This is a genomic window from Streptomyces sp. 130 (genome assembly GCF_007096885.1).
GTDB lineage: Bacteria > Actinomycetota > Actinomycetes > Streptomycetales > Streptomycetaceae > Streptomyces.
In genome coordinates this window covers 1-14,723 of the sequence record NZ_VJNO01000010.1, presented here as the reverse complement: position 1 = coordinate 14,723, position 14,723 = coordinate 1, and the positions used below count along the sequence as shown (strand labels likewise).

General features: G+C 70.3%; 11 protein-coding genes. All 11 read left to right on the top strand.

Annotation, left to right across the window (positions count from 1 at the left end):
- The first annotated feature begins 237 nt into the window (after positions 1-237).
- The 11 genes from FKN01_RS11365 (at position 238) to FKN01_RS11315 (ending at position 14,586) form a co-directional block, all read left to right on the top strand.
- Positions 238-2,019, top strand: coding sequence for a 3-hydroxyacyl-CoA dehydrogenase family protein (locus FKN01_RS11365; RefSeq protein ID WP_143619201.1), 1,782 nt, complete (start codon positions 238-240; stop codon positions 2,017-2,019).
- Positions 2,020-2,110: 91 nt separating this feature from the next.
- Entirely contained in the window at positions 2,111-2,926 is an 816-nt protein-coding gene (locus FKN01_RS11360) for a TetR family transcriptional regulator (protein ID WP_143619199.1), read from the top strand.
- Positions 2,927-2,999: 73 nt separating this feature from the next.
- A complete protein-coding gene (locus tag FKN01_RS11355; RefSeq protein ID WP_143619197.1) occupies positions 3,000-3,812 on the top strand; it encodes a GNAT family N-acetyltransferase in 813 nt (270 codons plus the stop codon).
- 391 nt (positions 3,813-4,203) lie between these two features.
- A complete protein-coding gene (gene ccrA, locus FKN01_RS11350; protein WP_143619195.1) occupies positions 4,204-5,601 on the top strand; it encodes a crotonyl-CoA carboxylase/reductase in 1,398 nt (465 codons plus the stop codon).
- A gap of 9 nt (positions 5,602-5,610) precedes the next feature.
- The gene (locus FKN01_RS11345; protein ID WP_143619193.1) at positions 5,611-7,623 is read left to right on the top strand and encodes a protein meaA; all 2,013 of its coding nucleotides are present in this window, start codon (positions 5,611-5,613) and stop codon (positions 7,621-7,623) included.
- A complete protein-coding gene (locus FKN01_RS11340; RefSeq protein WP_143619191.1) occupies positions 7,620-8,585 on the top strand; it encodes a CoA ester lyase in 966 nt (321 codons plus the stop codon). The genes FKN01_RS11345 and FKN01_RS11340 overlap by 4 nt, the downstream gene beginning before the upstream one ends.
- A gap of 1 nt (position 8,586) precedes the next feature.
- Entirely contained in the window at positions 8,587-9,114 is a 528-nt protein-coding gene (locus FKN01_RS11335) for a MaoC family dehydratase (RefSeq protein ID WP_143619189.1), read from the top strand.
- Between the two features lie 2 nt (positions 9,115-9,116).
- The gene (locus tag FKN01_RS11330; RefSeq protein ID WP_143619187.1) at positions 9,117-10,322 is read left to right on the top strand and encodes an acyl-CoA dehydrogenase family protein; all 1,206 of its coding nucleotides are present in this window, start codon (positions 9,117-9,119) and stop codon (positions 10,320-10,322) included.
- Positions 10,323-10,503: 181 nt separating this feature from the next.
- The gene (locus FKN01_RS11325; protein ID WP_018100353.1) at positions 10,504-11,151 is read left to right on the top strand and encodes a phosphatidylserine decarboxylase; all 648 of its coding nucleotides are present in this window, start codon (positions 10,504-10,506) and stop codon (positions 11,149-11,151) included.
- Positions 11,144-11,992, top strand: coding sequence for a CDP-diacylglycerol--serine O-phosphatidyltransferase (gene pssA / locus FKN01_RS11320; RefSeq protein ID WP_143619476.1), 849 nt, complete (start codon positions 11,144-11,146; stop codon positions 11,990-11,992). The genes FKN01_RS11325 and pssA overlap by 8 nt, the downstream gene beginning before the upstream one ends.
- Before the next feature lie 233 nt (positions 11,993-12,225).
- Positions 12,226-14,586 carry a discoidin domain-containing protein gene (locus FKN01_RS11315; RefSeq protein WP_143619185.1) on the top strand — a complete coding sequence of 787 codons (2,361 nt, stop codon included), beginning with the start codon at positions 12,226-12,228 and terminating at the stop codon, positions 14,584-14,586.
- Positions 14,587-14,723 lie beyond the last annotated feature (137 nt).

Sequence of the window (14,723 nt, the reverse complement as noted above, 5' to 3'; positions counted from 1 at the left end):
GTTAAGCTCAGTTGAGCGGGATCTGATCCCGCCGCTCCGCTGGCCTGGTGACGCAGCCACCCGGAGTGTTGTCGGTTCGGCAGCTGTACGAGACGCGGCCCCGGGACAGGGTCCGTCGCTCATTTTCCGGTCCCGTGCGTGGATCACGCCCGGTGGTCGAACACCACGACAGGCACCTTCCGCGCGCCTCGCGCGCCGTGCGTTCTCCCAGTCGTCACTCACCCCTGGAGTCCCGTGATGGACACCCCTCTCTCCACCATCGCCGTCGTCGGCCTCGGCACGATGGGCACCGGAATCGCCGAGGTCCTGGCCCGTTCCGGCCGCGAGGTCATCGGCATCGACACCGACGAGGCCGCCGCCCGCCGGGCCGTCGCCTCGCTGGAGGCGTCCACCGCCCGTGCCGTGGAGCGCGGGCGGATCACCGAGGAGGAGCGGCGCGACGCCCTGGCCCGCTTCCGTACGTTCTCCGACCTCCAGGCGGCCGCCGACGCGGAGCTGGTCATCGAGGTCGTGCCGGAGTCGTACGAGATCAAGCAGCAGGTCTTCCGGGAGCTCGACACGATCGTCTCCCCGGCCACGATCCTCGCGACCGGCACCAACGCCCTGTCGGTGACCCGCCTCGCGGCCGAGTCGCAGCGCCCGGAGCGGGTGCTCGGCCTGCACTTCTTCAACCCGGCCCCGGCGATGAAGCTGGTCGAGGTGGTCTCATCGGTGCTGACCGCCCCGCCCGCCGTGGAGGCGGTCACCGAGCTGGCGCGCCTGCTGGGCAAGGAGCCGGTGGCCATCGGCGACCGGCCCGGGTTCGTCGCGGACGGCCTGCTGTTCGGCTATCTCAACCAGGCCGCCGCGATGTACGAGGCGAACTACGCCACCCGCGAGGACATCGATGCCGCGATGAAGCTGGGCTGCGGCCTGCCCATGGGTCCGCTGGCCCTGCTGGACCTGATCGGCATCGACACGGCCCGCACGGTCCTGGAGGCGATGTACTCCGCCTCGCACGACCGCCTGCACGCCCCCGCGCCCGTCCTCGGCCAGCTCGCCGCCGCCGGTCTGACCGGGCGCAAGGCGGGCCGCGGCTTCTACACCTACGCCGAACCGGGCGGCCAGACCGTGGTGCCGGACGCCCTGACCCCGGCGCCGCCCGCCGAGGAGGCCGCCGGGCGCACCGTGCGGTCGGTGGGCGTCGCGGGCTCGGGGACGATGGCCTCCGGGATCGCGGAGGTCTTCGCCAAGGCCGGCTACGACGTGGTGCTCGCCGCGCGCGGCCAGGAGAAGGCGGACCTCGCCAAGGCCCGGATCGCCAAGTCGCTGGACCGGTCGGTGGCCAAGGGGCGGCTGAGCGACGAGGCCCGGGACGCGGCGCTGGGCAGGATCACCCCGGCGGCCTCGCTGGACGCCTTCGCGGAGGTGGACCTCGCGGTCGAGGCGGTCGCGGAGGACCTGCTGGTCAAGCAGGAGCTCTTCGCCACGCTGGACAAGGTGTGCCGGCCGGGCGCGGTGCTGGCCACGACGACCTCCTCGCTGCCGGTCGTCGCGATCGCCCGGGCCACCGGGCGGCCCGGGGACGTCGTCGGGATGCACTTCTTCAACCCGGCGCCCGCGATGAAGCTGGTCGAGGTCGTGCGTACGGTGCTCACCGCCGACGATGTCCGCGCCACGGTCCACGAGGTGTGCCACGCGGTCCGCAAGCACCCGGTGGACTGCGGGGACCGGGCCGGTTTCATCGTGAACGCGCTGCTGTTCCCGTACCTCAACAACGCGATCAAGATGGTCGAGGAGCACTACGCGTCCCTCGACGACATCGACGCCGCGATGAAGCTGGGCGGCGGCTATCCGATGGGCCCGTTCGAGCTGCTGGACGTGGTGGGGCTCGATGTCTCGCTGGCCATCGAGAAGGTGCTCCACAACGAGTTCCGCGACCCGGGCCTGGCGCCCGCCCCGCTCCTGGAACACCTGGTGGCCGCGGGCTGCCTCGGCCGCAAGACGGGGCGCGGATTCCGCGAATATGCCCGCCGCTGACGCGGGAGCCGGCTGGGGCGGGCTGCTGGGGCCTTCGGGCGGCCCGCCCCCTCAGGCGCGCTCTCCCGGCCCCATGCAGTACGTTCACACCATGTCCCAGCCCGCCAGGTCCTCCCGTGTGTCCGCCGCGCCCGACGTCCCGGAAAGCGCCGTCGGCACCCGAGCCGCCGCCCAGCGGCTCAGAATGCGCCGCGAACTGGCCGCCGCGGCGATGGAACTCTTCGCGACGAAGGGGTACGAAGCGACCACGGTCGACGAGATCGCGGGCGCGGCGGGCGTGGCCCGGCGGACCTTCTTCCGCCACTTCCGCTCCAAGGAAGAGGCGATCTTCCCGGACCACGACGACACCCTCGTACGGGCCGAGGCCGTCCTCAACGCCGCCCCCGCGCACGAGCACCCGCTCGACACGGTGTGCCGCGGCATCAAGGAGGTCATGCGGATGTACGCGGCCAAGCCCGCGGTCTCCGTGGCCCGTTACAAGCTGACCCGCGAGGTGCCGACCCTGCGCCAGGCGGAGATCGCCTCGGTGGCCCGCTACGAGCGGCTGTTCACGCGGTATCTGCTGGGCCACTTCGACGAGCGCGACCACCAGCCCGGCAACGACGACCCGTTGCTGGCCGAGGTCGCCGCGTCCGCCGTCGTCACCGCGCACAACCACGTGCTGCGCCGCTGGCTGCGGGCGGACGGGCAGGGCGATGTGGAGGCACAGCTCGACCAGGCGTTCGCCATCGTGCGCGACACCTTCGGCACGGGCATCGGCGCGGGGCGCACGGCGGGCGCCGAGCCCGCGAAGCCGCCGGCCGCTTCGGTGGAGACCCAGGGCGAGGTGCTGGTCGCGGTGGCGCGTACGGACGCGCCGCTGGACGAAGTGATGCGGACGATCCAGCAGGCCCTCAAGGAGCGCTGAGCCGCCGGGAGACCCCGTTGGCCGCCGGGAAACCCCGTTGCCGGTGCGGGGCCCCGATGCTGGGGTGTGGCGCATGAACGATCATGTGACATCCGCCCCGGCCCGCCTCCTCGCCCGTTTCGACCGGGTGATGCGCGAACAGGCCCGCCCCGACGGCCCCGGCGCCCGCGCCGAACGCGTGGGCGACGTCGTACGGCTGGTGGGCGCCGCGCACGACTGGAACGGGGTGGTGTGGTCCGCGCCGGACCTGGACGCCGCCCGGGCGGACGCGGCGATCGCCGAGCAGGTGGCGCACTGCGAGCGGGCGGGCCGCGAGGAGTTCGAGTGGAAGCTGTACGGGCACGACCGGCCCGCCGACCTGGGCGCGCGGCTGTCGGCGGCCGGTTTCGAGGCCGGGGAGCCGGAGACCCTGCTGGTGGCGCGGGTGGCCGAGCAGGCCGGGCGGGTGCGGCTGCCGGACGGCGTCCGGCTGGAAGAGGTGCGGGACGAGGCGGGCGTGGAGCTGATGGCCCGCGCCCATGAGCGGGCGTTCGGCACGGACGCGTCCCGGCTGCGCCGGCAGGTCCTGGCCCGGTTGCGCGAGGACCCGGAGCGTTTCGTGGCGCTGGTGGCCGTGGCGGGCGGCGAGCCGGTCAGCTCCGCCCGGATGGAGTTGCATCCGGGCACGGGGTTCGCGGGGCTGTGGGGCGGCGGCACGGTCCCGGCCTGGCGCGGGCGGGGTGTCTACCGGGCGCTGGTGGCCCGCCGGGCGGCCGTGGCGGCGGAGCGCGGCTACGAACACCTTCAGGTCGACGCCACCGAGGACAGCCACCCGATCCTGGAGCGGCTCGGCTTCACGGCACTGACCACCACGACTCCGTACGTCTACCACCTCACACACCGCTGACCGGCCATACCAGGACGCCTTCGGGCATACCGCCGCCCGTGTTGCTCATGCGTGGCGACCGTCTGACAATTGAGGGAAATTACTGGCACCGAGTGCCTTGTCAGCTGTCACGCAGTGCCATACGTTGAAGGCATCCGGGCGGCCGGCGTGCTGGCAACTCACGTACGCCGGCTGTCCCCGCAAGCCACCGTGCCTGCGCGCCCGGGCGCCTGCGTCACCAGGCAACCCTTCTGCTCCACCGAGCAAGCAGCCGAGCACCACCCCGCCGAACCGACGGCACACCTCCAGACCCGTCCCCCTGTCCGCAGGGACCCCTCAGCGTTCCCTCAACGCTTCCCCGAGCTCTCGACTCCGCTCGAAGCCGGGGAGACCCCATCCGCCGGAGGCACCCGTGAAGGAAATCCTGGACGCGATCCAGTCGCAGACCGAAGCGAAGGGCGGCTCCGCCGCGCCCACCGCCGCCGACTTCGCGGCGCTGCCCGTGCCCGAGTCGTACCGCGCGGTCACCGTCCACAAGGACGAGGCCGAGATGTTCGCGGGCGTCGAAAGCCGCGACAAGGACCCGCGCAAGTCGCTCCACGTGGAGGACGTGCCGGTGCCGGAACTCGGCCCGGGCGAAGCCCTGGTCGCGGTCATGGCCAGCTCGGTGAACTACAACTCCGTCTGGACCTCCATCTTCGAGCCGGTCTCCACCTTCGGCTTCCTGGAGCGGTACGGCAGGGTCAGCGAGCTCACCAAGCGCCACGACCTGCCGTACCACGTCATCGGTTCCGACCTGGCGGGCGTCGTCCTGCGCACCGGCCCGGGCGTCAACGCCTGGAAGCCCGGCGACGAGGTCGTCGCGCACTGCCTCTCCGTCGAACTGGAGTCCTCGGACGGCCACAACGACACGATGCTCGACCCGGAGCAGCGCATCTGGGGCTTCGAGACGAACTTCGGCGGTCTCGCCGAGATCGCGCTCGTCAAGTCGAACCAGCTGATGCCGAAGCCCGGTCACCTCAGCTGGGAGGAGGCCGCGGCTCCCGGGCTCGTCAACTCCACCGCGTACCGCCAGCTCGTCTCGCGCAACGGCGCCGGCATGAAGCAGGGCGACAACGTGCTGATCTGGGGCGCCAGCGGCGGACTCGGCTCGTACGCCACGCAGTTCGCACTGGCCGGCGGCGCCAACCCGATCTGCGTCGTCTCCAGCGAGCAGAAGGCGGAGATCTGCCGGAAGATGGGCGCCGAGGCGATCATCGACCGCAACGCCGAGGGCTACAGGTTCTGGAAGGACGAGCGCAACCAGGACCCGCGCGAGTGGAAGCGGTTCGGCAAGCGCATCCGTGAACTGACCGGCGGCGAGGACGTGGACATCGTCTTCGAGCACCCCGGCCGCGAGACGTTCGGCGCGAGCGTCTACGTGACCCGCAAGGGCGGCACCATCGTCACCTGCGCCTCGACCTCGGGCTACAACCACGAGTACGACAACCGCTACCTGTGGATGTCGCTCAAGCGCATCATCGGCTCCCACTTCGCCAACTACCGCGAGGCCTGGGAGGCCAACCGCCTGATCGCCAAGGGCAAGATCCACCCCACGCTCTCCAAGGTCTACTCCCTGGAGGAGACCGGCCAGGCCGCCCACGACGTGCACCGCAACGCCCACCAGGGCAAGGTCGGCGTCCTGGCGCTGGCCCCGCGCGAGGGCATGGGCGTGCGCGACGAGGAGACGCGCGCCGAGCACCTGGACGCCATCAACCTGTTCCGTGACGCGCCGGCGGAGCGGACCATCAGCCACAGCCGGAACGTCTGAGGTCCGAAGATGACCCAACGTCAGAAGGACCGCCCCTGGCTCATGCGGACGTACGCGGGCCACTCCACGGCCGAGGCGTCCAACGAGCTCTACCGGCGCAACCTCGCCAAGGGCCAGACGGGTCTGTCGGTCGCCTTCGACCTGCCGACCCAGACCGGCTACGACCCCGACCACGTCCTGGCGCGCGGCGAGGTCGGCCGGGTCGGGGTGCCCGTGTCGCACCTCGGTGACATGCGCCGGCTCTTCCAGGACATCCCCCTGGAGCAGATGAACACCTCCATGACGATCAACGCCACCGCCATGTGGCTGCTGGCGCTCTACCAGGTCGTCGCGGAGGAGCAGGGCGCCGACCCCGGCAGGCTCCAGGGCACCACGCAGAACGACATCGTCAAGGAGTACCTCTCGCGCGGGACGCACGTCTTCCCGCCCGGGCCCTCGCTGCGGCTGACCACCGACATGATCACGTACACGGTCAGCCGCATCCCCAAGTGGAATCCGATCAACATCTGCAGCTACCACCTCCAGGAGGCGGGGGCCACCCCGGTCCAGGAGATCGCGTACGCGATGTCGACGGCCATCGCCGTCCTCGACGCCGTACGCGACTCCGGGCAGGTGCCCGAGGAGAAGTTCGGGGCGGTCGTCGCGCGGATCTCGTTCTTCGTGAACGCGGGCGTCCGCTTCATCGAGGAGATGTGCAAGATGCGCGCCTTCGGCCGCATCTGGGACCGGGTCACCCGCGAGCGCTACGGCATCACCGACGCCAGGCAGCGCCGCTTCCGCTACGGCGTCCAGGTCAACTCGCTCGGCCTGACCGAGGCCCAGCCGGAGAACAACGTCCAGCGCATCGTGCTCGAAATGCTGGCCGTGACCCTCTCCAAGGACGCCCGGGCCCGCGCGGTCCAACTGCCCGCCTGGAACGAGGCGCTGGGGCTCCCCCGGCCCTGGGACCAGCAGTGGTCGCTGCGCATCCAGCAGGTCCTGGCGCACGAGAGCGACCTGCTGGAGTACGAGGACATCTTCGCCGGTTCGCACGTCGTCGAGGCCAAGGTGGACGAGCTGGTCGCCGACGCGCTGGCCGAGATGGACCGGATCGAGCGGATGGGCGGCGCCCTGGCGGCCGTCGAGTCCGGCTACCTCAAGTCCGAGCTGGTCTCCTCGCACGCCGAGCGGCGGGCCCGGATCGAGGCCGGCGACGAGAAGATCGTCGGCGTCAACGTCTACGAGACGACCGAGCCCAACCCGCTCACCGCCGACCTCGACGGGGCGATCATGACGGTCGACCCGGCGAACGAGGCGCAGGTCGTCGCCGCGCTCCACGCGTGGCGCGACAACCGCGACGAGCCCCGGGCCACCGAGGCGCTGGCCGCCCTGAAGAAGGCCGCCGCCGGCACGGAGAACCTGATGGAGGCGACCGTCGAGTGCGCCCGTGCCGGGGTGACCACCGGCGAGTGGGCCTGGGCGCTGCGCGACGTCTTCGGGGAGTTCCGGGCGCCGACCGGGGTGTCGTCCGCGCCGGTCGCGGTCACCGCCGAGGAGGGTTCGCCGCTCGCCCTCGTACGCGAGAAGGCGGCGCGGACCGCCGCGGACCTGGGTGTCGGGCGGCTGCGGCTGCTGGTCGGCAAGCCGGGCCTGGACGGGCACTCCAACGGCGCCGAGCAGATCGCGGTGCGGGCCAGGGACGCCGGCTTCGAGGTCGTCTACCAGGGCATCCGGCTGACGCCCGAACAGATCGTCTCGGCCGCCGTCGCCGAGGACGTGCACTGCGTCGGCCTGTCCATCCTGTCCGGCTCGCACGCCGAGCTGGTGCCGGACGTGCTGGCCCGGCTGCGCCGCACCGGGGCCGGCGACATCCCGGTCATCGCCGGCGGCATCATCCCCCCGGCCGACGCCGAGGCCCTGATCGGGGCGGGTGTCGCCGCCGTGTTCACCCCGAAGGACTTCGGCATCACGGAGATCATCGGCCGTATCGTCGACGAGATCCGCAAAGCGAACGAGCTCGACCCTCTGGAGGTCCCCGCATGACCACGCCCGTCAACCGACTGCGCCCGCGCCGCTCGTGTCTCGCGGTCCCGGGAAGCAACCCCCGGTTCCTGGAGAAGGCCCAGGGCCTCCCCGCCGACCAGGTCTTCCTGGACCTGGAGGACGCCTGCGCGCCGCTCGCCAAGGAGGGCGCCCGCCACCACATCGTGGACGCGCTCAACAACGGCGACTGGACGGGCAAGACCCGGGTGGTCCGGGTCAACGACTGGACGACGCACTGGACGTACCGCGACGTGATCACGGTCGTCGAGGGCGCGGGGCAGAACCTCGACTGCATCATGCTGCCGAAGGTCCAGGACGCCCAGCAGGTGGTGGCGCTGGACCTGCTGCTGACCCAGATCGAGAAGACGATGGGCTTCGAGGTCGGCCGGATCGGCATCGAGGCGCAGATCGAGAACGCCAAGGGCCTCGTCAACATCGACGAGATCGGCGCCGCCTCGCCGCGCCTGGAGACGCTGATCTTCGGCCCGGCCGACTTCATGGCGTCGATCAACATGAAGTCGCTGGTCGTGGGCCAGCAGCCGCCCGGCTACCCGGCGGACGCCTATCACTACATCCTGATGCGCATCCTGATGGCCGCCCGTACGCACGACCTCCAGGCGATCGACGGCCCCTTCCTGCAGATCCGCGACGTGGACGCCTACCGCGAGGTCGCCGGCCGCGCGGCGGCGCTCGGCTTCGACGGCAAGTGGGTGCTGCACCCCGGGCAGGTCGAGGCGGCCAACGAGGTGTTCTCGCCCTCGCAGGAGGACTACGACCACGCGGAGCTGATCCTCGACGCCTACGACTGGTGCACCTCCGAGGAGGGCGGCAAGAAGGGCTCGGCGATGCTCGGCGACGAGATGATCGACGAGGCCAGCCGCAAGATGGCCCTGGTCATCGCGGGCAAGGGCCGGGCGGCCGGCATGCAGCGCACCTCCAAGTTCGAAGCTCCGGAGGCCTGATATGCAGTTCGGCCGCACATACGAGGAATTCGAGGTCGGTGCGGTCTACAAGCACTGGCCCGGGAAAACCGTCACCGAATACGACGACCACCTCTTCTGCCTGCTGACCATGAATCATCACCCGCTGCACATGGACAGCAACTATGCGGAGAGCACGACCGATTTCGGCAAGAACGTCGTCGTCGGCAACTACATCTACTCGCTGCTGCTCGGGATGTCGGTGCCGGACGTCTCCGGAAAGGCCATCGCCAACCTGGAGATCGAGTCACTGAAGCACGTGGCGCCGACCTTCCACGGCGACACGGTCTACGGCGAGACGACGGTCCTGGACAAGACGCCGTCACGGTCGAAGAGCGACCGCGGAATCGTCCACGTCGAGACCAGGGGCTACAAGCAGGACGGCACGCTCGTCTGCGTGTTCCGCCGCAAGGTCATGGTCCCCACCGAGACGTACATCAAGGAGCGGGGCGGGGAGCAGCCCGGCCGCCCGGAGCCCAGCCAGCCCTCGCAGAAGAACGTGGAGAAGTAGCCATGACGCGACTCGCCCAGACGGCCGGGCTCACCGAGGTCCAGCGGGAGATCCTCTCGACGGTCAGGGACTTTGTCGACAAGGAGATCATTCCGGTCGCGACCCGGCTGGAACACCGGGACGAGTACCCCACCGAGATCGTCGAGGGGCTGAAGGAACTCGGCCTGTTCGGCCTGATGATCCCCGAGGAGTACGGCGGGCTGGGCGAGTCGCTGCTCACGTACGCGCTGTGCGTGGAGGAGATCGCCCGGGGCTGGATGAGCGTGTCGGGCATCATCAACACGCACTTCATCGTGGCGTACATGCTCAAGCAGCACGGGACGCAGGAACAGAAGGACACCTTCCTGCCGCGCATGGCGCTGGGCGAGGTGCGGGGCGCGTTCTCGATGTCGGAGCCGGCGCTCGGCTCGGACGTGTCGGCGATCAGCTCGAAGGGCGTCCGGGACGGCGAGGAGTACGTCCTGAACGGCCAGAAGATGTGGCTGACGAACGGCGGCACGTCGTCGCTCGTCGCCGTCCTGTGCCGGAGTGACGAAGGACACCCCGAGGGCACCGCGCCGCACAAGTCGATGACGACGTTCCTGGTGGAGAAGGAGCCGGGCTTCGGCGAGGTCCGTCCCGGGCTCACGATCCCCGGAAAGATCGACAAGATGGGTTACAAGGGGGTCGATACCACCGAGCTCATCATGGACGGACTGCGAATTCCGGCCAATCGCGTACTGGGGGGTGTCACCGGCCGGGGGTTTTACCAAATGATGGACGGAGTCGAGGTGGGCCGGGTCAATGTGGCCGCCCGTGGCTGCGGTGTCGCACAGCGTGCTTTCGAACTGGGCGTTTCCTACGCACAGCAGCGCCAGACCTTCGGAAAGCCCATCGCTCAGCACCAGGCGATCCAGTTCAAGCTGGCCGAAATGGCCACCAAGGTCGAGGCCGCCCATGCGATGATGGTAAACGCGGCACGCAAAAAGGACTCCGGGGAGCGAAACGACCTGGAGGCAGGGATGGCGAAGTACCTCGCCTCCGAGTACTGCAAGGAAGTCGTCGAGGACGCCTTCCGTATCCACGGCGGCTACGGCTTCTCCAAGGAGTACGAGATCGAGCGCCTCTACCGCGAGGCCCCGATGCTGCTGATCGGTGAAGGTACCGCCGAGATCCAGAAAATGATCATCGGGCGCCGGCTCCTCGAGGAGTACCGTTTCCAGGGTTGATCGTCCCTTTCGTGGTGATTTCGCCGCGAAGAAGATCACACTCTGTCATCCTCAACCGGTGCCTTCCAGACGTCCGACTCGGCTGCTGGCTTGCCCAGTTGCGGTCAGCAACCGATAACATCGCCGGAAAAGCCGCCGTCCCCCGTTGCCAGCGCGGCTCAATCCGCTACGAAGGTCATCCATGCCCGACAGCCATACCTCTGCCTCACGCGGCCGGGTCCGCATCGCACGCGGAGCTTCGCCGTGGCTCCTGCCGACCGTCGCCACCGCCGCCCTCAGCCTGACCCGCGCCCGCCGGTCCGGGCGCTGGGCGGCCGTCGCCGTGCCCACCACCGCGCTCGCGGCGGGCATGCTCTGGTTCTTCCGGGACCCGGAGCGCGAGATCACCCGGGGGCGCGTCATCTCACCGGCCGACGGCGTGGTGCAGAGCATCATGCCGTGGAAGGACGGGCGGACCCGCGTCGCGATCTTCATGAGCCCGCTGAACGTCCATGTGAACCGCGCGCCGCTGGCCGGCACGGTGACGTCGGTGGAGCACGTGCCCGGCGGCTTCGTCCCCGCGTTCAACAAGGAGAGCGAGAACAACGAGCGCGTTGTCTGGCACTTCGACACCGAGCTGGGCGACATCGAGATGGTGCAGATCGCCGGCGCGGTGGCCCGGCGCATCGTCCCCTACATCCCGCAGGGCACGAAGGTGGAGCAGGGTGAGCGCATCGGGCTGATCCGCTTCGGCTCCCGCGTCGACATCTACCTCCCGGAAGGTGTGGACGTCGCGGTCGAGGTCGGCCAGGCCACCACCGCGGGGGTGACTCGCATTGACCGTGATTGATCCGGACACGCAGACCGGCTGGGTCCCGGAGGCGGAGACGGAGGACGACGCCGACGACATGCCGCTCTCGCTGCGGCTGTCGATAGCGGACACCCTCACCCTCGGTAACGCCACGTGCGGGTTCATGGCGGTGTACTTCACCACCACGGGCATCCTGATCCCGCACCTCACGGGCAGTGACGAGAGCGGCATGGCGCGCCACTCCGCGGCCACCGCCGTGATCCTCATGCTCATGGCGGCGATCTTCGACCTGTTCGACGGGCTCGTCGCCCGCAAGCTGCGTTCCTCGCCGATGGGCGCCGAGCTGGACAACCTCTCGGACCTCATCAGCTTCGGGCTCGCCCCGGCGTACTTCGTCCTCGTGTACGGCATGGTCGCGGACGACGCACACCAGCGGGTCTCGGCGCTCGCGGCGATCGTGGTGCTGCTCGCGGTGGTGCTCAGACTCGCGCGGTTCTCGTGCGTGACGATGAAGGACGGCATGTTCCAGGGCATGCCGAGCCCCTTCGGAGCGCTCACGGTCATCTCCATCGTGCTCCTGGAGCTGCCGTTCGTCCCGACGCTGCTCGCCATCATCGGGGTGGCGTGGCTGATGGTCAGCCGGGTCGAGTACCCGAAGCCGCGGGGTGTCCTCGCGGTGGCGATGCTCGGCTGGATCGTCTCCGCGATGGGGCTCCTGGCGGCCTGGGCGCTGGACGCCCCCGGCGGTCAGCTGCTCCTGCAGACCGGCTGCGCGCTCCAGGTGGTCCTGGGCGCGGTCATCCCGCTCTTCGCGACCGCCCGCCGGGTGAACACCTTCCGCGGCAACCGCCGCGAGGCACGCGCGGCGCAGCTGCCGTAGCGGACCGCACGAACGATACGAGGGCCCGGATGCCGGCAAGGCATCCGGGCCCTCGTGCGTGCTCCGGCGCTTCGCCCGCAACCCCCGCACAGCGCACATTCTTCCCATGCAGGCGTCGATTATTTGAGTTCGTGCGACGAATTCTTGCGCAGCACCGTGGACTTCCTTGCGAAGGTGCTTCTAGCCTGTGGGGCGTCCGAAGAGCCCCCACGAGCCGCAAGGACGACTTCGACGTGACTTCCCCACCCCGCCGCCCACTGCTCAGGCGGTCCCTGTCCGCCTCCCTCTCACTGGCACTCGCCGCCTTCGGCACCGCCGCCGCCGTGGTGCTGACCGGCGCACCGGCCGCCCAGGCCGCCGGTGTCCCCGCCCCCTCGCCGCTCGCCGTTCCCGGCCGCGGCGCGACCGTCCCGTTCAAGGAACAGGAGGCCGAGTACGCGGCCACCAACGGCACCCTGATCGGCCCGGACCGCCTCTACGGCACCCTCCCGTCCGAGGCGTCCGGCCGGCAGGCGGTGACCCTGGACGCGGTCGGCGAGTACGTGGAGTTCACGCTCACCGCCCCCGCCAACGCGATGTCCTTCCGGTACTCGCTGCCGGACAACGCCGCCGGGACGGGCCGGGACGCCTCGATCGACGTACGCGTGAACGGGGCCTCGCCCAAGGCGGTGCCGGTGACCTCCAAGTACGGCTGGTACTACGGGGGGTATCCGTTCAACAACAACCCGGGCGACACCAACCCGCACCACTTCTACGACGAGGCCCGGACCATGTTCGGGTCGACGCTGCCGGCCGGTACGAAGGTCCGGCTCCAGGTGTCGTCCACCGCCGCCTCCCCGTCGTTCACCATCGACCTGGCGGACTTCGAGCAGGTGGGCGCGCCCATCGCCAAGCCCTCCGGCGCGCTGGACGTCGTCTCCGACTTCGGGGCCGACCCGACCGGGGCCGCGGACTCCACCGCCAAAATCCAGGCGGCGGTGGACGCGGGCCGGGCGCAGGGCAGGGAGGTGTACATCCCGCGGGGCACGTTCCAGGTGCGCGACCACATCATCGTGGACCAGGTGACCCTGCGCGGCGCCGGACCCTGGTACTCGGTGCTGACCGGGCGCGACCCGTCCAACCGGAGCAAGGCCGTCGGCGTCTACGGCAAGTACGCCGGGGACGGCGGCAGCAGCGACGTCACGCTCAGGGACTTCGCCATCATCGGTGACATCCGCGAGCGGGTGGACAACGACCAGGTGAACGCCATCGGCGGGGCGATGTCCGACTCGACCGTCGACAACGTCTGGATGCAGCACACCAAGTGCGGGGCCTGGATGGACGGCCCGATGGACAACTTCACCATCAAGAACAGCCGCATCCTGGACCAGACCGCCGACGGGGTGAACTTCCACTACGGCGTGACCGACTCGACGGTCACCAACACCTTCGTCCGCAACACCGGTGACGACGGGCTGGCGATGTGGGCGGAGAACGTCCCGAACGTGAACAACGAGTTCACGTTCAACACGGTGATCCTGCCGATCCTGGCCAACAACATCGTCACCTACGGCGGCAAGGACATCACCCTCTCCGACAACGTCATGGCGGACACCGTCACCAACGGCGGCGGCCTGCACATCGCCAACCGCTACCCCGGCGTCAACTCCGGCCAGGGGACGGCCGTCTCGGGCACCACCACGGCCGCCCGCAACACCCTGATCCGCACCGGGAACAGCGACTACAACTGGAACTTCGGAGTCGGCGCGATCTGGTTCAGCGGGCTCAACGAACCGGTCAACGGCGACATCGACATCACCGACAGCGAAGTCCTGGACAGCTCGTACGCGGCGATCCACCTCATCGAGGGCGCGACCAACGGGCTGCACTTCAAGAACATCAGGATCGACGGCACCGGCACCTACGCGCTCCAGATCCAGGCCCCCGGCACGGCCACCTTCGACAACGTCACGGCGACGCACATCGCGCAGTCGAACCCGATCCACAACTGCGTCGGCAGCGGCTTCCGGATCACCCGGGTCTCCGGGAACTCCGGCTGGTACGCGGACCCGCCGGCCTGCACCGGTGTCTGGCCCGCCCCCGTGTGGACCAACGGCGGCGTCCCGGGCGGCGGCACCGGCCCGACCGACCCGCCGACCGACCCGCCGACCGACCCGACCGACCCGCCCGAGGAGACCGGCAACCTCGCCCAGGGCCGCCAGGTCACCGAGTCCGGCCACGCCGACGTCTACGGCGCGTCCAACGCGGTCGACGGCAACGCGAACACCTACTGGGAGAGCACCAACCACGCCTTCCCGCAGTCCATCACCGTGGACCTCGGGGCGGCCAAGTCCGTCAAGCGGCTCGTCCTGAAGCTGCCGCCGTCGTCCGCCTGGGCGACCCGCACCCAGACCCTGGGCGTATCGGGCAGCACCGACGGCAGCACGTACACCCCGCTGAAGGGTTCGGCGGGTTACACCTTCGATCCGTCGAGCGGCAACCAGGCCACGGTCACATTGCCCGGTACGCCGGTCCGCCATCTGCGGCTGACGTTCACCGCCAACACCGGCTGGCCGGCCGCGCAGCTCTCGGAACTGGAGGCGTACACCGGCTGACCGCCGCGAGGCACCCGGCCGGGGGGGGGGGGGGGGGGGGGGGGGGGGGGCCGGGGGGGGGGCGGGGGGGGGGGGGGCGGGGGGGGGGGGGGGGGGGGCGGGGCGGGGGGGGGGGCGGGGGCGGCGGCCGGGGCCGC

What these genes read in the sequence shown, in the direction of transcription:
- FKN01_RS11330 (WP_143619187.1), top strand. Translation starts at nt 9,117, where the DNA reads ATGACGCGACTCGCCCAGACGGCCGGGCTCACCGAGGTCCAGCGGGAG.
- FKN01_RS11345 (WP_143619193.1), top strand. Translation starts at nt 5,611, where the DNA reads ATGACCCAACGTCAGAAGGACCGCCCCTGGCTCATGCGGACGTACGCG.
- FKN01_RS11360 (WP_143619199.1), top strand. Translation starts at nt 2,111, where the DNA reads ATGTCCCAGCCCGCCAGGTCCTCCCGTGTGTCCGCCGCGCCCGACGTC.
- FKN01_RS11355 (WP_143619197.1), top strand. Translation starts at nt 3,000, where the DNA reads ATGAACGATCATGTGACATCCGCCCCGGCCCGCCTCCTCGCCCGTTTC.
- FKN01_RS11365 (WP_143619201.1), top strand. Translation starts at nt 238, where the DNA reads ATGGACACCCCTCTCTCCACCATCGCCGTCGTCGGCCTCGGCACGATG.
- FKN01_RS11340 (WP_143619191.1), top strand. Translation starts at nt 7,620, where the DNA reads ATGACCACGCCCGTCAACCGACTGCGCCCGCGCCGCTCGTGTCTCGCG.
- FKN01_RS11335 (WP_143619189.1), top strand. Translation starts at nt 8,587, where the DNA reads ATGCAGTTCGGCCGCACATACGAGGAATTCGAGGTCGGTGCGGTCTAC.
- FKN01_RS11325 (WP_018100353.1), top strand. Translation starts at nt 10,504, where the DNA reads ATGCCCGACAGCCATACCTCTGCCTCACGCGGCCGGGTCCGCATCGCA.